The following is an 18,302-nucleotide window of genomic DNA, read 5'->3' as shown; positions in this document are numbered from 1 at the left end:
AATGGTGTCACGGCCCGCCCCGGCCTCGACGTCGCTCCCCTCGGAGTCGTCGCCCCCGACGAGCGAGGGAGCCCTGCCCGAATCCGGGCGGTTCTGGCGTGAGCTGCTGGAAGACGTCCGTGACGCGGTGCTCGTGCAGGACGTCGGCGGCGCGTTGCGCTGGTCGAATCCCGCCGCCCGCGAGCTGTTCGGCGGTGGTCGCCCGATACTCACCGCCGAAGGCCCCGACGTCGGGCATGTCGAACACACCGGCCGCCGGTTCCCGGCCCGGATCCGGACCCTGCCCGGCGGCTGGCACGCGTGGACGGTGACCTCCGCGGTCGCGGCCGACGGCCCGCGCGTGGACGGCTTCCTCGCCGCTTCGGCGCCCCGGCTGGCCTCCGCACGCGGACGGCACGGGACGGCGAAGGCGATCGCCGAGGTCGCCGCTGCCGAGCTCGCCGACTGCGTGTTCGTGCTGCTGCCGACCACACGCGGCCGGTGGGAGTGGTGGAGCTGCGACCACCGCACCAACCACGGGCACGGCCGGATCCGCCGCGTTCCGGCCCAGCTCGCGCCGGTGCTCGCCGGCACCTTCGCCTCCACCGAGGCGCCTGAGGCCAAGGCCGTCCCGGATGAGGAGGTCGCGACGCTGCCCGCGATCGTCGCGGAACGGCTCGCCGTCCATCCGTCCGTGACCGTGGTCTCACTGGGCTTCGACGGCGGCGGAGGGGTCACCGGTGCGGTGGTGCTCGGCAGGCGCGGCGCGCCCGCGTTCGGCGAGGATCACCCGCGCGCGGTGACCGAGTTCGCCCGCGCGGCCGGCACGGCGCTCGCGAACGCGCATCGCTACGCCCGCCAGGAAGAGGCCACCCGCGGCCTGGAGACCACGCTGCGCCCGACACCGCCGCCGGACGTCCACGGCGTCAAGTTCGACGTCTGGTACGAGCCCTCGGGCGGCCTGCTCGACGTCGGCGGCGACTTCTACGACGTCCTGCCGCGGGAAGACGGGGGCGCGATGTTCGTCCTCGGCGACGTCTGCGGGAAGGGTGCCGAGGCGGCCGCGCTCACCGGCCGGGTCCGGCAGACCCTCGCCGCGCTCGACCTCGTCGAGCACGACAACACGACGTTGCTGAGCCTGCTCAACTCCCTGCTCATCACCGGAGGAAGCGGCCGGTTCGCGACCCTGGTGCTCGGTTCGGTGCTGGCGGGTGAAGACGGTCTCGGCGTCACCCTGGCCTCCGGCGGGCATCCCGCGCCGCTGGTGGTGCGCCGCCGGGGCGGCGTCGAGGAGATCACCCTGCCCGGCACGCTGGTCGGGATCTCGCCGCAGGCCCGGTTCGCCGAAACGGCCATCCGGCTGGGCGAGGGCGACGTCTGCCTGCTTTACACCGACGGCATCACCGAAGCGCGCCATCACGAGCGGCCGTCGGACCTGTTCGGTGACGAACGGCTGCGTGAACTGCTGGCCGGCTGCCAGGGGATGTCGGGCCGCGAGGTGGTCGCCCGCGTCCGCACCGCGGTGCGGGAATGGCTCGGCAGCGGGACGCACGACGACATCGCCGTCCTCGCCATCGAAGCCTCACGACCCGTTCAGTAACCGCACCACCGCCCGCTCCACGATGTCGCGGGCTTCATCGGGATCGGAGACCTTCTCCGCCCTCCGCGCCGCGTGTGCGATCGTCCGATCCCGGCGGTAGGCGGTGATCACCCGAGGGTCCACATAGGACCGTCGCGCGACGGCGGGAGTGTTGCCGAGTCCGTCGGCGACTTCGGCCATCACGGCCTTCTCGACCCGCTTCAATCCTCTTTCACTGGAAGGCTTTTCGGTCCCCGCGAAAGCCGAAGCGGCCAGGACGGTGGCGTTCCAGGTGCGCAGGTCCTTGGCCGTGAAGTCGTCACCCGCGAGTTCCTTGAACCGCTCGTTGAGGTCGTCGGCCCGGATCTCCTGCCACCCGCGGCCGTTGCGGTAAGCGAGCAGGCGCACCTCGTCGCCGCGGGCGCGCCGGAGCGAGCGGATCAGCCGGACGAGCCCGTCGTCCCGCAGCCGGACCTTCCGCTGGATCCCGCCTTTCGCGGGGTAGTCGCAGAGCAGGCAGCCTTGGCGGATCGACACGTGTTCGCACAGCAAGGTCGCCACCCCGTGCGTGCCGTTCTCGTCGGCGTAGCTTTCGCCGCCGGTCCTGAACACCCCGAGGTCGAGCATGCGGAGGGCGCCGGCGAGCACCCGTTCGCGGGTGAGGCCGCGGGAAGCGAGGTCTTCCCGGACCGTCCGGCGGATCCGGGGAAGCCGCCGTGCCAGCGCGAGGACGCGCTCGTGCTTCTCCTCGTCGCGGGCCCGTCGCCATTCCCCGTGGTAGAGGTACTGCTTCCGGCCGGCGTCGTCGACCCCGACGGCCTGGATATGGGCGTTCTCGTGCGGCGAGATCCACACGTGCCGCCACGCGGGCGGGATCGCGAGCGCCTCGATGCGCTCCAGCGTCTCCTTGTCCTTCAGCGGTTCTCCGTCCGGTGTCAGGTAACCGAAACCCCGCCCTCTTCGCCGCCTCCCGATACCGGGGGACCCCAGATCCGCTCGCCGCAATCGCATGCGCGGCGAATACCCCCGGTGATCCCGGTTCATACCCATGGTTCGGCGAGGCCGCCCCGGGGTAGCCGGGGGCGAACACGACTTCAGGAGGGAACCGATGACGACATCGCTGAACGGACGCCGCGTGGCCATCCTCGCCGCGGACGGCGTGGAACAGGTCGAACTGGTCGAACCGCGCAAGGCGGTCACGGACGCCGGGGCGACGGCCGAGATCGTCTCGCTGGAACCCGGCGAGATCCAGGCCATGGACGGCGACATCGACAAGGCCGACAGGTTCACCGTCGACCGGGTGGTCAAGGACGTCACGGTCGACGACTTCGACGCGCTCGTCCTGCCCGGCGGCACGATGAATCCGGACAATCTGCGCGTGGACGAGAACGCGGTCCGCTTCGTGCGTGACTTCGTGAACAGCGGAAAGCCGGTCGGGGTGATCTGTCACGGGCCGTGGACGCTGGTCGAGGCCGACGTGGTCCGCGGCCGCACGCTCACGTCGTACCCGAGCGTGCGCACCGACATCCGCAACGCCGGCGGCACCGTCGTCGACCAGGAGGTGGTCGACGACGACGGCCTGATCTCCAGCCGGAATCCCGGCGACCTGCCCGCGTTCTGCGCGGCGATCGTGGCCCGATTCGCCGGATAAACGAGTGGCGCGCGTCACAATGATGGGGGATCGTGGTGGCAGAGGAGGAGGTGCCGCGATGACCGTGCACGCCAGACGCTACGGCCGTTGGTGCCGTGAGCACTTCGAAACGGAGCACGAGCCGGAGCAGCGGCCTGCCGAGGCCGAGGCCGCCCCGGAGGTCGCCGACGCCGAGGCCGAGCAGGCCCAGGCCGGTGACGCCCCGGAGGCGAGACCGGGTTCGCTCAACTGAGCGGTCGCCGGTACCAGACCCGCTTCGGGCCGGGCAGGCCGATCCGCGAGACCAGATCGGTCACCACGCCGCCGATGATCAGCCACAGCAGCGCCGCGAGACCGTCGTTGAACAGCGTCCGGGGTTTGATCCCCTCCGGGGTGAACAGGTTCCGCAGCCCGAGCGAGACCGCTCGCGACCATTGGTCGATCAGCTGCGCGAACCCGTTCCCCGGATTCGCTTCGCCGAACACCAGCAGGATGTGCACGATCAGCACCAGCGCGAAGATCCAGCAGACCGCGTGGACGACGGCGTTGATGATCCGCACGGCGCGGATTCGGGCGGGCGTTTGTTCGACGATCTCTTCCGGTGGCTCACGCGGGTCGTTGATGTAGTTCATCGCCGTCTCCCATCATCGTCCACTGTGGACACCCGGTCGGGCGGTCGCTCAGCCGGGAGGGCCTGGCCTGCTCTTCGTCGGCGGGCTGGGTTTCGTCTTGCTCGGCTTGCCCGAGGTGCTCTGCCGGTCGCTGGCGGCGGTCGTGTCCCTCGGTGTCGAGGTGGCGCCGGCGCTTTCGGTGGCACTGGACGGATCCCCGGTCGCGGGCACGGCTTCGGTCACCACGACGGTGCCGTTGCTCGCCTTCGGGTCGCGGGTGGTCACCTCGACCGCCTCCGAGGATTGCGGTGCCTGGCCCACCGCCGGCGCGGACGAGCCGGTCGCCGCCGGGGGAAGCGGGACGGCAGGCCGGCCCGGTCCGTCACCCGGAGCCTGGTTCATCGCGAGCAGCACCCCGACGGTGATCGCGGCGGCGGGCGCGCTGATGGCGGCGACCACGGCCGCCCGTTTGCGGGTGGCAGGCGCGAGATGGGCGACCTTCGTGCCGGTGGAATCCTCCAGCAGGATCCGCGAGATCGCCGCGGCCGTCGGGCGCTGCGAGGGCTTCCGCGCCGTCATCCCGCGCAGCAACGTCGTCATGGTCGCCGACAGCCCGGCGGGGATCCGCGGCGGCCGGTGCAGCCGTCCGACCGCGGCCTCGACCGGTGTCCCGGTGTACTCCCGTTCCCCGGAGAGGCATTCGAGCAGGACCAGGCCGAGCGAATAGACGTCGGCGGGCGGGCCGACGTTCTCGCCGCGGACCTGTTCGGGCGCCATGTACGCCGCCGTGCCGACGACACCGCCGGTCTCGGTCACCCTGGTCGCGTCGAAGGCGTGCGCCACCCCGAAGTCGCCGATCAGCGGACCGTCTTCGGCGATCAGGATGTTCGCCGGCTTGAGGTCACGGTGGGTGATGCCGTGCGCGTGGACGTGCGCGAGCGCGTCGGCCAGCCGGGCGGTCAGCTCGACGACCTCGTCCTGGGGGAGCGGGCCGGAGCGCAGCCGCTGGGCCAGGTTCGGCCCGTCGACCAGGCGCATCGTGAGGTAGGTGTAGCCGTCGTCGGAGCCCGCGTCGTACAGCGGGACGAGCCCGGGATGCCGGACCGCGCTGAGGGTCCGGATCTCCTGCTGGCGGCGGCGCTCGTCCCGGGTCATCGTGTCGGCGTGGAACAGCTTGAGCGCCACTTCGCGCCGTTCGAGCAGGTCACGGGCGCGGAAGACGCGTGCGGTGGCACCACGGCCGAGCAGTTCCCCGACCTCGTACCGGCCGGCGAGTTTGCGCGGAAGATGGTCCGGGTCGTGGACGTTCAGGCTGAACCGGCGTTGAGTGGTCCCGGCATCGGGTTCTTCCTCCTCGTCACCACCAGCACGCGAACCCGCGTCGTCCATCGGTGCTACCTCCGTCTCACCGGCCGAACGCCGTATACCCGGTCCGGCCCCGGGCGAAACAAGGTTGGGGAGCCTACCGGAGACGATCGACGGGTTCACCCCGAACGGCGGGCAACCCCGGCGCGGGCGGGACGTCTCGTGGTCATGAAGCCGAACCGGTGGGCCGCGCTCGCCGCCGCCGCACTGACCGCCCTGGCCGTCTTCACCTCGCCCGCCGTCGCCGATCCACTGGTGCCCAAGGGTTTCGCTCCCGCGTCGACGAGCTGGACCGGGCCGTCGCGCGGCTTCGTCCTCGGGTTTTCCCCCTGCGGGAAACCGGGATGGTGCGCGTCCCTGCTGTCGACGACCGATGGCGGGAAGCGGTGGCGGCGCGCGGGCGAACCGCCGATCTCGTTGCCGGACAACCACAATCAGGTCAAGCTCACGGTGATCGGCGAGCGTGACGTCTTCCTCTCCGACGGCACCCGGCTGCTCGCGAGCCGCGACGGTGGCGGCAGCTGGGCCGAGGTCAGGCTCGCCGGGGCGCGGGAACCCTTCTACATTTCGAAGATCACCGAAGCCGGGCCTCGGATGTTCGCGATGGTCACCGGGTTCGGCAGCCCGTCGACGACGACGCTGTACGCCGGGATCTCCGGCACACGGCTTCTCCTGCCGGTCCCGGGATTCACCGTCACCGGCTCCACGACCTACGGCGACATCGCCACGAGCGGCGGGGTCCAGGTGTCGATGGGGGCGGACTACCGCGTCCAGAAGTACTGGACGTCTTCGGACGGCTTGACCTTCGCGACCGCGCCGCCGCCCTGCCCGGCCGACAGTTCGGCTTCGCTGAGCGGCGTCCGGCGGGGACACGTGCTGGCGTTGTGCAGCGGGGGACCGGGGACGCCGCAGCCGGGGGCGACCGTCCGGCGGCTGTGGCGCGCGCCGAAACTCGGCGGGCAGTTCACCGGGACGGGGCAAGCGCCCACACTCGGGATCGACCAGAGCTTCAGCGCGGCTTCCCCCACGGCGGCGACCGTCGCGGCGGAAGGCGGCGGCACCGGATTCCTGCACAGCACCGCCGACGGCGGGACGACCTGGACGACCACCGTGCTCAGCGGCCGCGGGGTCTGCCTGAACGATCTGGATTTCCCTGACGAACGGGTCGGCGTGGTCGTGGACGGCCTGCCGGACGCCGAGGGTGGGTCCGCCGTGTATCGCACCACCGACGGCGGACGCACCTGGCGTGAACTCGGTTTCGGGTGATCGTCGCAGGTGGCCAAGGCCCTTGGGGAGGTTCACGAGGATGCACGCCATGTCGTAATCTGTGTACGGTCCGTCGATGTCGAGGGAGCCGTGGGCGCGTTCGCGTGGCCTGTGCGCGGCTGAAGGGTGGAACGTGTCCATGACTTCGGACGAGGTCCGGTCTGTGCCGAGGCGCCCGCTTCCCCTCGACTACAGCAAGCCCAACCTCGCCCGGATGAAGGACGTCCTCCTCGGCGGTCACGACCACTACGAGGTCGACAGGCGGGCCGTCGAAGACCTGCTCGCCCTGGCCCCCGACGCCGCCGCGATGGCGAAGGAATTCCGCGCCTGGGCGAACCGGGTGGTCCGCTTCCTCGCCGGCGCCCGCGGGATCGACCAGTTCCTCGACCTGGGCTCCGGGCTGCCCACCTCGGAGAACACCCATCAGGCGGCGCAGCGGTACAACCCGGACGCCCTGGTCGTCTACGTCGACCACGATCCGGTGGTCCAGGCACACGGTCTGGCGTTGCTGGAGGACCACCTCGTCCACGTGAGCGGCGCGGATCTGACCGACCCCGCGCAGACCCTCGCCGATCCGGTGGTCGCCGAGCACATCGAACTCGACCGCCCGGTCGCGGTGATCCTGAACTCGGTGCTGCACCACATCGAAGACCTCGACAAGGCACGGGCCGTCGTGCGCGCCTACGTCGACGCGATCGCGCCGGGGTCCTACGTGCTGATCACGCACGACTTCATGCCCGGCGAGGGCTCGCGCGGCGCGCTCGCCCGGAAGCTCGACGATCTGATGGCCGGCACCGGGCATCGCACGGTGCACCGGGGGCGCGACGAGATCGAGTCGCTGTTCGACGGGCTGGACATCCTCGAGCCCGGTGTGGTTCACCTGCACGAGTGGTGGCCGGAGGGGCCGCGTCTCGCTCCGCTGACGGAGCTGAACCACCTGAGCCTCGGTGGGGTGGGGATCAAGCCTTAGAGGGCGCCTGACCGTCGGCGGGAGGTTGCGAAAGCCACTTTCGCAACCTTCAACGTTGCGAAAGTGGCTTTCGCAACGCCGGAAACGCGCACGGCGTCAGGCTTTCAGCGAGGCGAAGAACGCCGTCAGTTCGTCGTGGGCGGTGCCGAAGTCCTCGGTGTTGCCGGTGATCGCCAGTTCCAGCGTCTCGCCGTCGGACAGCTCCAGCGTCAGGTACGTGGTGAGCTTCCGGCGCGGGAAACCGCCCGCGACGATGTCCGGGAACGGGATCCGCCGGGCGCCCGGTTCGGCGCGCAGATCGTCGAGGCCGCGCTCCCGCAGCTTCCGGATCCGCTTGCGGTCCGAAACGCCACGCGCCCCGATCAGGCCGGCGAGGCCGCGGCGGAGCAGCACCGAACGCGCCAACGGCAGCAGCACCACTTCGGTGTCGCAGACGATCAGGTCGTAGAGCTTCCGCTTGGCCTTGAGCGCGGTGAACATCCCGAGCATCCGGGCTTCGGCGGGATCAGGCTCCGGCTGCGGCTCCTGTTTGCAGAAGTAGGCGGCGGGCACGCTCAGCAGTTGCAGGTTGTGGACCAGTTCGTCCACCGCGCGCGGGCTGCGCACCGCCGCGCCGACCAGTTCGGCGACGTCGAACGGCTCGCCGTCGCCGAGGCACAGTTCCCAGCCGCCGCCCCAGTTCAGGCGGTGCGCGGCGACGCCGTTGTCGATCATCGCGGCGGTGACGGTGTCGGCGAACAGCTCGGTCAGCAGGTCAAGACCCTCTTCGCGGGACGGCGCCCGCAGGGGTTTCGCGAGCGCGTCGGCGTCGCCGTCCCGCAGGACCCGCACGACCTCGCCGATCGTGCCGCGCGGCGCCAGCCTGCTCTCGATCCCGGCCGCGGTCAGCAGCCTCGCGCCCTCCGCCACCGACGCGCGGCCCGCGCGTTTGACGACCTCGTCCCAGTCCGCGCGCGGCCCGACGTCGCGGATCAGCACGTCCAGCTCCGCCTCCGGCACGTCGATCTTCGGCGCGCCCAGCAGTGACCAGCCCGGTCGCGCGTCCGGCTTCACCGGGTTGTCCGGAACCCCCGCCAGCGCGGCGATACGCCGCTTCGTGGGCGGATGACTGTCGTATTTCGAGAGCTCTTCGCCGTCGATGACGTCTTCGGCGTACTCGGCCACCCAGTCCCGCTGGACGGGGTGGTTCAGGTACGACCGGAACCCCAGCAGGACCGGGGGAGTGCGCCGCGCCGCCGCGCCGAGCGAGAGGTAACGCTCGGCGTAGTCCTTCCACAGCGGGCTCAGCGTCGCGGCCTTCCGCAGGGCCGCGGCCGCCGTCCGGCTGCCCGCGGCGAGCACGGACGCCTCGTCGGCCTGGAGTTCCTGCCGCCGGTTCGCCGACCTCGCGACCAGCAGGTACAGCTTCGAGTAGGCGGAGAGCAGCGCCCTGGCGGGGCCGCCGTCCAGCCTGTCGACGGTGAAGGCGAGCGTCTGGGTGCCGCGGTAGGTCAGCGCGAGCAGGCGGGTGTGGCCGCCGCTGTAGTGGCCGAGTTCGTGCGCGAGGACCGACCGCAATTCGCTCACGCTCATCGCCGCCAGCAGCGGCAGCCCGATCAGCATCGTGCGGCGGCCCGGCCGCAGCCCGAGGAACCGGGCGTCCTCGCTGACCGCCGCGTTGATCTCGCCGATCAGCACGATCTCGTCCGGCGGCCGCGTCTTCACCTGGGCGGCGAGGTCGTCGATCATCTCCCACAACGCGGGATGGGCTTCGCGGTCCAGCCGCGGCCCCTCGATCGGGGGACGCCGTGCCCGCAACGCGCTCATCAGCCCGAAGCCGAGCGCGACCATGATCGCGAGCCCGCCGAGCATGACGTAGGTGCCGATCTTGCCCTGGATCCGCAGGCCCGCCAGCACACTGGCGACACCCACCGCGACGACCACCACTGGGAACGCCACGAGCAGAAGTGTCGCGAGGACGGCGCGTCCTCGGGCCTGCATCGTCCGGTTACCTCTTTTCGCACAAGTGCCGTCTGTGCGGCCGAATAGTAACCGGCTACGCAGCGGGCTCGGGCGAAAACAAAGCGCTACGCCCGCTACCTGCGAAAGTCCGTGAAGGCCTCCTTGAGGGACCCAGAGTCCCTCAAGGAGGCCTTCACGGACTTGTGACTAGGCGACGTTGAAGGTGTCGGGATCCGGTCCGGTCCGCTCGCCCCGGTCCAGCACGGACAGCGAGGCGATGTCCTCCTCCGAGAGCGTGAACCCGAAGACGTCCAAGTTCTCCTTGATCCGCGACGGGGTCACGGACTTCGGGATCACGACGTTGCCCAGCTGCAGATGCCACCGCAGCACGATCTGCGCCGGCGTGCGGCCGTGCTTCGAAGCCAGCGCCTTGACCGCGTCCTCGCCGAGCAGGTCACCACCCTTGGCCAGCGGGCTCCAGGCCTCGGTCGCGATGCCGTGCTTCGCGTCGTATTCACGCACCGCGGCCTGCTGCAGGTACGGGTGCACCTCGACCTGGTTGACCGCCGGGGTCACGGAACCGGCCTCGGCCAGCCGTTCGAGGTGCGCGGGCTGGAAGTTGGAGACGCCGATCGCGCGTACCCGGCCGTCGGCGTAGAGCTTCTCGAAGGCCTTCCACGTGTCGCGGTAGAGATCGCGCTCGGGCGTCGGCCAGTGGATGAGGTACAGGTCCAGCTGCTCCAGGCCGAGCTTGGCCAGGCTGGCGTCGAACGCCTTCAGCGTGGCGTCGTAGCCCTGTTCGCTGTTCCACAGCTTGGTGGTGATGAACAGCTCGTCGCGGGCGATCCCGGACTCGGCGAGTGCCTTGCCGACGCCCGCTTCGTTGCCGTAGATGGCGGCGGTGTCGATGCTGCGGTAGCCCGCGTCCAGCGCGGCCTTGACCGCGGCGGTGGTCTCCTCGTCCGGCACCTGGAAGACGCCGAACCCGAGCTGCGGCATCTCCACCCCGTTGTTGAGCTTGACGGTGGGAATGTCGGTCACTTGCGTTCCTTTCATGGGTGTTTCCGGTTCAGGCGGCGGGGGCCAGTTCGGCGCGACGAGCCTTTCGCCGCCCATGGTCGAGCATGCCCGAGATGACCGCGACCAGCAGTCCGGCGAGCGCGAGCGCGGCGCCGATCCAGTTGGGCGCGGTGTAGCCGAGCCCGGCGTCGATGGCCTTGCCGCCGAGCCACGCGCCCCCGGCGTTGCCGAGGTTGAACGCGGCGATGTTGGCCGCCGAAGCCAGCGCGGGCGCGCCTTCGGCCTTGTTCATGACACGGGCCTGCAGCGGCGCGACGGTCGCGAAACCGGCGGCGCCGAAGACCGCGATGGTGATCGCGGCGGGGAGCTGGGCGTGCGCGGTGAAGACGAACACGACCAGCACGGCCGCGAGCACGGCGAGGATGACGTACAGGCTGGGCATCAGCGACCGGTCGGCCGCCTTGCCGCCGAGCAGGTTGCCGACGAACAGGCCGCCGCCGAACAGCACCAGCAGCCACGTCACCGCGCCCGGGGAGAAGCCCGCGACCTCGGTCATCATCGGGGCGATGTAGGTGAAGGACGCGAACACCCCGGCGAAACCGAGCGCGGTCATCGCCAGCGCGAGCCACACCTGCGGGCGCCGGAACACGGCCAGTTCGCTGCGCAGCCCGGCGCTCTGCGTCGTCGCCTGCGCGGGGACCAGCGCGAGGATCCCGATCAGGCCGATCACGCCGAGCGCGCTGACCGCCCAGAACGTCGAGCGCCAGCCCAGTGCCTGGCCCAGCGCGGTCCCGGCGGGCACGCCGAGGACGTTGGCGACGGTCAGGCCGGTGAACATCATCGCGATGGCCCCCGCCTGCTTGGTCGGCGCGACCAGCGAGGCGGCGACGACCGCGCCGACCCCGAAGAACGCGCCATGCGACAGCGCGGCGACCACACGGCCGGTCATCAGCAGGCCGTACGTGGGGGCCAGCGCGGACAGGACGTTGCCGGCGATGAACAGGACCATCAGGCCGACCAGGACCGTCTTGCGCGGCACCCGCGACGCGAGCGCGGTCAGCAGCGGGGCGCCGACCACGACGCCGAGCGCGTATCCGGAGATCAGCAGCCCGGCGGAGGGGATCGAGACGCCGAAGTCGCCCGCGACCTCGGGCAGCAGGCCCATGATCACGAACTCGGTGGTGCCGATACCGAAGGCACTGATCGCCAGTGCGAGCAGAGCGGCAGGCATTGGAGGCTCACTTCTTCCCGTAGAGTGGTGTTGGCTGGCGTTGGCAACTACGGGCGTCTGAAATAGTTGCACGCGCCGTATATTGCACACGCTTGATGATGCATGACGCAACGAAGCTCGGGCAACCGGGGAAGAGGTGAACCGTGTCACTGGCCGACGACGCCGTGGAGGCACGCGCGCAGGGCTGGCGGACCCTCGCCGCATTGCACGCGCGGATCGAGGACGCGCTCGAGCGCGCGCTGGCGCAGCAGCACTCGCTGTCCGTGAGCGAGTACACCGTGCTGGACGTGCTCGCCCGCCAGGACGGTTTCCACCTGAGGATGAACCAGCTGTCGAACGCCGTCGTGCTCAGCCAGTCGGCGACCACCCGGCTGGTGTCGCGGCTGGAGGACCGGGGCCTGCTGCAGCGGTACCTGTGCCCGGACGACCGGAGGGGGATCTACACCGAGGTCACGCCGTCGGGGCAGGAACTGCTCGCGGCCGCGCGGCCGACGCACGACACCGTCCTCACCGAGGCCCTCGCCGCCGCCGAGGAACTCCCCGAACTCGCGCCTTTGGTCGCCGCGCTCGGAAAGCTCAGCTTCGCCGGCAATTAGAGGACTAAACGCGGCCGGGCTGGCAAGGTGAGGGCGTGGACGATCTTCTGTTGCGCCGGGTCCGGGTCGGCCTGGCGGGTTCCCTGTCGGACGTGCGGATCGAGGACGGCCGGATCGCGGCCATCGCGGGCCCGGGGCAGGCGGGTGAGGCGTCGGAGATCCTGGACGGGCACGGCGGCACCCTGCTGCCCAGCCTGGTCGACACGCACGTGCACACCGCGCAGTGGTCGGCCGCGCGCCGCCGGATCCCGCTGGGGGAGGCGACTTCCGCCGCCCACACGGTCGAGCTCGTGCTCGCCCATCTGCTGGCTCACCCCGCGCCGCCCGGCGAACTCGTGCTCGGCGCCGGGTTCCGCGACGGCCTCTGGCCCGACGCCCCGCACAAGGATCTGCTGCAGAAGGCGCTGCCCGGGCATCCGGTCGCGCTCTTCAGCGCCGACCTCCACACGCTGTGGCTCAGCCCCGCCGCCCTGAAGCTCATCGGCCGCGAGCATCCGACCGGCGTGCTGCTGGAGAACGACTGCATGAGCGCGACGGCCGAACTCCCGGTCGCCCCCGAAGACGTCATCGACGGCTGGGTCGCCGACGCCCTCGACGCGGCGGCCGCCCGTGGCGTCACCAAGATCGTCGACTACGAATACGCCGACACCGTCACCGACTGGCGGCGACGGCTGGCGCGGAAACCCTTGCCGGTCCGGGTTTCCTGCGTGATCGCCAAGTACCTGCTCGACACGGCCATCGACCGCGGCCACCGCTCGGACGACGTCCTGGAGGGCAGCGGCGGGCTGCTCACGGTGGGCCCGTTCAAGCTGTTCGTCGACGGTTCACTGAACACGCGCACCGCGTACTGCGTCGGCCACTACGCCGGAACCGAGTCCCACGGGCTGCTCGAACTGCCGCCCTGGGAGCTGGAGCCGTTGATGCGCAAGGCTTCCGAACACGGTCTCTCACCCGCGGTGCACGCGATCGGCGATCACGCCAACAAGATCGCGCTCGACGCCTTCGCGAACGTCGGCTGCGCCGGCCGCATCGAGCACGCGCAACTGCTGCGTTCCGAGGACGTGGCCCGCTTCGCCGAACTGGGTGTCGTGGCGAGTGTGCAGCCCGCCCATCAGCCGGACGACCGCGACGTCGCCGACCGGCACTGGCACGGCTGGACCGATCGGGCGTTCCCGTACGGCGCCCTGCACCGCGCCGGGGTGCGCCTCGAGTTCGGCTCGGACGCCCCGGTCGCGCCGCTGGACCCGTGGGACGCGATCGCTTCGGCGGTCAGCCGCACCGACGACGACCGTCCGGCGTGGCATCCCGAGCAGGCCATGCCGCTGGAGGCCGCGCTCGCGGCGTCGTCCGGCGGCCGGACGACGGTGGGCGTCGGGGACGTCGCGGATCTGGTCGTCACCGCGGTGGATCCGGCGCGCCTGTCCCCGGCCGGGCTGCGCGACATCCCCGTGACCGCCACCGTCATGAACGGCCGGGTCACCTACGCGTCGTGACCCTTTCCTTGCCCGGGCGCAACGCCTTAATGGAAGGGCATGGATCACCGCCTTCTCGACCGGCTCCGGGACCTCCACGGCTCCCTGGACACCGACATCACCGTCGTCACCCGGATGGTCGAGGACGAGGCGCCGCGCGCCGACGTCCTCCGTGATCTCGGGGAACGGCTGACCGACCTCGGCACGGCGCTGCTCGCCCGTTCGGACGACGTCGACGCGGCCGTGCTCGCGAAGCTGCCGGACGACGGCTGGCTGCCCGAAGCGGGCGAGCGCCACCGGGCGCTGGTCGTGGCCCACCACGTCGGTGAGCGGCCGCTGCGGTGCGGGCGGATCTATCTCGCCGTCTGCGGGGCGCCGTGCTTCCCGTTCTACGGCAGGGACCCGTCCGGCCGGACCGCCCGGCACGAACGGTGCCCGGCCTGCCGGGACCGCCTGTTCCGGTGACGGTGGCTGCGGACGGCCCCCGTGTGCGGCAGGGTGAGGTGACATGAGCACCGAGAAGCTCTTCCGGATCGCCATCACCCTGAAGGGGCTCGACGGCGCGTTGCAGCTGGTGGGCGGCCTCGTCCTGATGATCGTCCCGGCGACGGTCATCTCCGGATTCGCGCACGCCGTGGTCACCCGCGACCTGCTCGGCGACCCCGAGGGGACGCTGGCCCGGCACCTCGAACTCGCCGCCGGCCACTTCGCCGAGGGCCGGACCTTCGCCGTCGTGTACCTCGTCGCGCACGGCCTCATCAAGCTCGGCCTGGTCTGGGCGCTCGCGAAGAAGGTGATGCGGGCCTACCCCGTGGCCGCCGTGGTGCTCTCGGCGTTCGTGGTCTACGAGATCTTCCGCGCGATCCACACGCACTCGCTCGCGCTGCCGTTCTTCGCCGCCCTCGACGTCGTGATCGTCGTGCTGGTGCTGCGTGAATACCGTCAGCTGAAGAGGGATCGCGTCGCGGCCTGACCGCCCGGTTCAGGCCGCGACGCGAAACTTTTCCGTGGTGACCTCCGCGCCGGGCGGATCCACCACGATCGCGGTGGCGTTGTCGGAGCCACCGAGCGAGATCGCCGTCCGCACCAGCTCGGTGGCCGCCCTGTCCGGCATCCCGAGGATGTCGAGCATGGTCGGACCGCTGAGCGTCTTGTGCACACCGTCGCTGGTGAGCAGAAGCCCACCGGTCGTGACGGTGGCCGTGCCGATCTCGTGCGCACCGGCCGTGCGGACGCTGGTGGTGACGACGTGTTCCATCCGCGGTGTCACGGGTTGTTCGTGGTCGCGGAAGTACTGCGCGAGCGTATGGTCCTTCGTCACCTGCCGCACGGTGTAACCGTCCCAAGCGTACGCCCGCGCGTCCCCGACCCACGCGATGCCATACCCATCGGCCGTCCGGACGGCCACGACGAGCACGCAGTCACCGGCCCCGCCGAGGGCGAGCACGGCCCGCTGAGCAGCGAGAACGGCCCCGGCCGCCCCCTGCTCGACCGGTGTCCTCGCCGCCGCCGAGGCCGCCGTCCGCGCCGCTTGTGCGGCATTCGGGTGATCTCCGACCCCATCGGCCAGCGCGAACACGATCCCGCGGCCGTCCGCCGCCGCGTACGCCGCGACGGCGTCCGCGTTGTACTCGCGCGGTCCCTGCGCGCTCGCCGTGTGCCAGTGCGGAAGCTCCCTCATCGTCTTCTCCTCACCCCTGGGTGATGCCCTGCTTCCAGAGTGCGCCCGAATCCTGTGGGGCGGCTGAGGGATAGGTGAAAGGCGGCTGTCGGTCCCGTCTCGTGATCAGAGACGCGACTCGCGTGATCACACCCGTGACTCGCGTGATCGAAGGCGGAACTCGCGAGTTACGCCTTCAGTCACGTGAGTTCCGCCTTCAATCACGCGAGATCGGTGCTTGATCACGCGAGTCACGAGTTTCGGTCAGCGCAGACGGGTGATCAGGGTCCGCAGCCAGCTCTCCGCCATCGCCGGTTCCTTCCGCAGATGCCGCACGAGCAGGTCCCGCCCCGCCTTCGAGCGCCCGGCCTCGACGATCGCGACCGCCTCGGCGAGCCCCCGCAGCCGCTCCTCCGAATGCTCCGGCGCCCGGCCGTTCTCGTCCGACCAGCGCGGCCGCGGGAACGACGCCGTCAGCTTGGGCTGGGTGTTCCCGAAGTAGAGCCACACCGGCTCGTCGAGTGAGATGTTCCGGACGCCGTTCGCGGGAAGGTCGGCGGGCCAGCCGAAGTGCCGCTGCCAGCGGAACGCCGACGGGGAGGTGTCCTCGCGGATGGTGATCCCGAGGAACCGGAGCCGCCCGCGGATGATGCTCCACGCCTCGCGCTCGTCGTCGCCCCACTTCCGCAGCAGCGAGTAGAGGTCGGTGAACGTCTGTCCCGTGTAGACGAGGTCGACGAACACCTTCGGCCGTCCGCGCGCCAGGTCGTACGGGCTCAGACCCGCCGATGCGAGATAGCCGCGAAGAGTGTCCACATCGGACTCGGCCAGCTCGGAACCGGTACCCGCGAACGACAGCGGCAACTGGTGGATCCGTTCCCGCCAAGGGGTTCCGCTCAGCAGGTCGTACACGCTGTCCGCGGAGCGGCCGACGAAGTAGAGATCCGCGTCGCCGGCCCGGGCGATCACCTTCGCGGCGCATTCGATCAGTTCGTCCAGGAACCACAACGACGGTTCTTCGGCGCGCTCCAGTAGCGTCCCGAGCTGGTCGGGGCGCACGAGATCCCAGCGGTACGGCCGATTCACGCTGTCCAGGATTCCCGTGCGCCCCAAGGTTTGTCGAAGCATTTAAGACAGCAGGTGGTACACCGTCCGCTCGCCGACGGTGGTGGCGGTGAAGTTTTCGGCGACCCATTCGGAGATCTCGTTCGAGCCGCCGCCCGGCCCGCCGCCGCGGCCGCCTTCGATGTAGTAGGTGATGTCGCCGTTCGCCACGTACTGCTGGAATTCCGCCAGTGTCGGAGCGGGATCCCGGCCGCTCCACCCGCCGATGCCGATCACCGACTTCCCGCTCGCGAGTTCCAGGCTCGCCGCCGACTGCGAACTCGACGTCGCGGCCGCCCATTTCGTCGTGGTCGCAGCGAGCGCGGCCCCGATCTCCGCCGAAGATTCCTCTTCCGGGCCCATCCCCATTCCGCGCTCGTCACCGGTGGACGGGCCGGAGATCGGGATCGAGCCGGAGTGCGACTGCGAAGCGGTCTCGATGCCGTACGCGGTGGTCCCGAGGCCGATCGTCAGCACGGAGACCGTGGCGACGACGGCGACGAGTTTGCGCATCGGCGGGACACCCACCAGCACGACGGTCGCGGTCATCAGGCCGAGGCCGACGATGATCCAGCGCAGTGCGGGCAGCCAGTCCGCGTCGCGGTCCAAGAGGATGTACGCCCAGACGGCGCTGGCCGCGATCATCAGCGACAGGAACACCCGCGGCGCGCGATGTGCCCGGCCGCGCCACAGCGAGGTCCCGGAGATCGCCACCACCGCGGCGATCGACGGCGCCAGCGCGACGGCGTAGTACGGGTGCACGATGCCGCTCATGAAGCTGAACACCAGCGAGGTGACGAGCATCCAGCCGCCCCACACGATCAGTGCGGCCCTCGTCCGGTCGGTGCCGGCCGCCCGCCGGGTGAACCACAGCCCCGCGACCAGCCCGATCAGCGCGGCGGGCAGCAGCCACGACACCTCGCCGCCGAAGCTGGCGCCGAACATCCGGGTCAGGCCGCTCTCGCCGCCGAAGCCGACGTTCCCGCCGCCGGCGGAGCCGACGGTCCCGCCTGGGCCGCCGACCACCATGCCGCCGCCCATGCCGAAGATCCGGCCGAGCCCGTTGTAGCCCAAGGCCAGTTCGAGCAGGCTGTCGCCGTCCGAGCCGCCGATGTACGGCCGCGAATCGGTCGGCCACAGATCGACCAGCGCGATGAACCAGCCCGCCGAAACGACCACCGCGACCACCGCACCGAGCAGGTGCAGCAAGCGTTTGCCGAGCGAGGTCGGCGCGGCGATCAGGTACGCGAGCCCGAAGGCGGGCAGCACCAGGAACGCCTGCATCATCTTGGTCAGGAAGCCGAACCCGATGGCGACCCCGGCCAGCGCCAGCCACCGCGGGCTCGCCGTTTCGATCGCGCGGATCGTGCAGTATCCACCGGCGATCAGCAGCAGGGTCAGCAGCGCGTCCGGGTTGTTGAACTTGAACATGAGCGCGGCGACCGGCGTGACGGCGAGCGCAGCGCCGGCGAACAGGCCGGCGACCGGTCCGGAGGTCCGTTTCACCGTCAGGTACAGCAGGCCGACCGAGGCCACGCCCATCAGCGCCTGCGGGGCCAGCACGGTGAAGCCGGAGAACCCGAAGATCCGGGCGAACGCCGTCGTCACCCACAGCGCGGCCGGGGGTTTGTCGACGGTCAGCACGTTCCCCGCGTCGAGGGAGCCGAAGAGCCACGCCTTCCAGTCCTGGGTGCCCGACTGCACGGCCGCCGCGTAGAACGAGTTGCCGTAGCCGGAGGCGGTCAGGTTCCAGAAGTACAGCAGCGCGGTGGCGGCGAGCAGTCCGAACACGGCGGGCCGGACCCATCGGCCGGGTGGTTTCGTGGCGGTTTCCCCGGCGTGGCCGGGTTCCACCCGGGAGGCGAGTGCGGTGGTCAT

At 70.8% G+C, this 18,302-nt stretch carries 18 protein-coding genes; 9 read left to right on the top strand and 9 right to left on the bottom strand.

Annotated features, from left to right (window positions below; genetic code table 11):
* The first annotated feature begins 1 nt into the window (after position 1).
* Positions 2 to 1,579 carry a SpoIIE family protein phosphatase gene (locus AVR91_RS21895; protein ID WP_063275480.1) on the top strand — a complete coding sequence of 526 codons (1,578 nt, stop codon included), beginning with the start codon at positions 2 to 4 and terminating at the stop codon, positions 1,577 to 1,579.
* Here the strand turns inward: AVR91_RS21895 and AVR91_RS21890 are convergent.
* The gene (locus AVR91_RS21890; RefSeq protein ID WP_228708351.1) at positions 1,562 to 2,569 is read right to left on the bottom strand and encodes a DNA topoisomerase IB; all 1,008 of its coding nucleotides are present in this window, start codon (positions 2,567 to 2,569) and stop codon (positions 1,562 to 1,564) included. The two genes, AVR91_RS21895 and AVR91_RS21890, sit on opposite strands and share 18 nt — an antisense overlap.
* A 97-nt stretch (positions 2,570 to 2,666) precedes the next feature.
* Here AVR91_RS21890 and AVR91_RS21885 point away from each other — a divergent pair, with 97 nt between their 5' ends.
* Entirely contained in the window at positions 2,667 to 3,209 is a 543-nt protein-coding gene (locus AVR91_RS21885; protein ID WP_063275478.1) for a type 1 glutamine amidotransferase domain-containing protein, read from the top strand.
* Positions 3,210 to 3,267: 58 nt separating this feature from the next.
* Positions 3,268 to 3,441, top strand: coding sequence for a hypothetical protein (locus tag AVR91_RS43375; protein ID WP_170064561.1), 174 nt, complete (start codon positions 3,268 to 3,270; stop codon positions 3,439 to 3,441).
* Here AVR91_RS43375 and AVR91_RS21880 read toward each other — a convergent pair.
* Positions 3,434 to 3,820 carry a hypothetical protein gene (locus AVR91_RS21880; RefSeq protein ID WP_063275477.1) on the bottom strand — a complete coding sequence of 129 codons (387 nt, stop codon included), beginning with the start codon at positions 3,818 to 3,820 and terminating at the stop codon, positions 3,434 to 3,436. The two genes, AVR91_RS43375 and AVR91_RS21880, sit on opposite strands and share 8 nt — an antisense overlap.
* A 48-nt stretch (positions 3,821 to 3,868) precedes the next feature.
* Positions 3,869 to 5,188 (bottom strand): serine/threonine-protein kinase, encoded by a 1,320-nt coding sequence (locus AVR91_RS21875; protein WP_063275476.1) that lies wholly within the window; start codon positions 5,186 to 5,188, stop codon positions 3,869 to 3,871.
* Between the two features lie 144 nt (positions 5,189 to 5,332).
* Here AVR91_RS21875 and AVR91_RS21870 point away from each other — a divergent pair, with 144 nt between their 5' ends.
* Positions 5,333 to 6,430 carry a sialidase family protein gene (locus AVR91_RS21870; RefSeq protein WP_083737696.1) on the top strand — a complete coding sequence of 366 codons (1,098 nt, stop codon included), beginning with the start codon at positions 5,333 to 5,335 and terminating at the stop codon, positions 6,428 to 6,430.
* Positions 6,431 to 6,569: 139 nt separating this feature from the next.
* Positions 6,570 to 7,400: an SAM-dependent methyltransferase gene (locus AVR91_RS21865; protein ID WP_063275474.1), complete on the top strand. Its 831-nt coding sequence runs from the start codon at positions 6,570 to 6,572 to the stop codon at positions 7,398 to 7,400.
* Between the two features lie 96 nt (positions 7,401 to 7,496).
* Here the strand turns inward: AVR91_RS21865 and AVR91_RS21860 are convergent, their stop codons facing one another.
* The 3 genes from AVR91_RS21860 to AVR91_RS21850 form a co-directional block, all read right to left on the bottom strand.
* Positions 7,497 to 9,338, bottom strand: a complete 1,842-nt coding sequence (locus AVR91_RS21860; protein WP_228709286.1) for a M48 family metallopeptidase — start codon at positions 9,336 to 9,338, stop codon at positions 7,497 to 7,499.
* 210 nt (positions 9,339 to 9,548) lie between these two features.
* Positions 9,549 to 10,382, bottom strand: a complete 834-nt coding sequence (locus tag AVR91_RS21855; RefSeq protein WP_063275472.1) for an aldo/keto reductase — start codon at positions 10,380 to 10,382, stop codon at positions 9,549 to 9,551.
* Positions 10,383 to 10,410: 28 nt separating this feature from the next.
* Entirely contained in the window at positions 10,411 to 11,592 is a 1,182-nt protein-coding gene (locus AVR91_RS21850) for an MFS transporter (RefSeq protein WP_063275471.1), read from the bottom strand.
* Between the two features lie 143 nt (positions 11,593 to 11,735).
* Here AVR91_RS21850 and AVR91_RS21845 point away from each other — a divergent pair, with 143 nt between their 5' ends.
* From AVR91_RS21845 to AVR91_RS21830, 4 genes are read left to right on the top strand one after another with little or no spacing between them, the layout of a single operon-like run.
* A complete protein-coding gene (locus AVR91_RS21845; RefSeq protein WP_063275470.1) occupies positions 11,736 to 12,188 on the top strand; it encodes a MarR family winged helix-turn-helix transcriptional regulator in 453 nt (150 codons plus the stop codon).
* Positions 12,189 to 12,223: 35 nt separating this feature from the next.
* Positions 12,224 to 13,681: an amidohydrolase gene (locus AVR91_RS21840; protein ID WP_063275469.1), complete on the top strand. Its 1,458-nt coding sequence runs from the start codon at positions 12,224 to 12,226 to the stop codon at positions 13,679 to 13,681.
* A 39-nt stretch (positions 13,682 to 13,720) separates the two neighbouring features.
* A complete protein-coding gene (locus tag AVR91_RS21835) occupies positions 13,721 to 14,125 on the top strand; it encodes a hypothetical protein (RefSeq protein WP_063275468.1) in 405 nt (134 codons plus the stop codon).
* A gap of 43 nt (positions 14,126 to 14,168) precedes the next feature.
* Complete coding sequence (locus tag AVR91_RS21830; protein ID WP_016332343.1) at positions 14,169 to 14,633, top strand: DUF2127 domain-containing protein; 465 nt, start codon at positions 14,169 to 14,171, stop codon at positions 14,631 to 14,633.
* Between the two features lie 9 nt (positions 14,634 to 14,642).
* On the opposite strand, the gene AVR91_RS21825 is transcribed toward AVR91_RS21830, so the two are convergent.
* The 3 genes from AVR91_RS21825 to AVR91_RS21815 all read right to left on the bottom strand — a co-directional run bounded on the left by AVR91_RS21825 (position 14,643) and on the right by AVR91_RS21815 (position 18,302).
* Complete coding sequence (locus tag AVR91_RS21825) at positions 14,643 to 15,341, bottom strand: PP2C family protein-serine/threonine phosphatase (RefSeq protein WP_063276933.1); 699 nt, start codon at positions 15,339 to 15,341, stop codon at positions 14,643 to 14,645.
* Positions 15,342 to 15,584: 243 nt separating this feature from the next.
* On the bottom strand, positions 15,585 to 16,406 hold the full coding sequence (locus AVR91_RS42470; RefSeq protein WP_228709285.1) for a hypothetical protein: 822 nt from the start codon (positions 16,404 to 16,406) through the stop codon (positions 15,585 to 15,587).
* A 42-nt stretch (positions 16,407 to 16,448) separates the two neighbouring features.
* Positions 16,449 to 18,302 carry an ArnT family glycosyltransferase gene (locus AVR91_RS21815; protein ID WP_063276931.1) on the bottom strand — a complete coding sequence of 618 codons (1,854 nt, stop codon included), beginning with the start codon at positions 18,300 to 18,302 and terminating at the stop codon, positions 16,449 to 16,451.

The sequence above is a fragment of the Amycolatopsis keratiniphila subsp. keratiniphila genome (genome assembly GCF_001620365.2).
Classification (GTDB): domain Bacteria; phylum Actinomycetota; class Actinomycetes; order Mycobacteriales; family Pseudonocardiaceae; genus Amycolatopsis; species Amycolatopsis keratiniphila.
The sequence above is the reverse complement of the archived record's forward strand: the minus strand, read 5'-3'. Positions and strand labels throughout refer to the sequence as shown.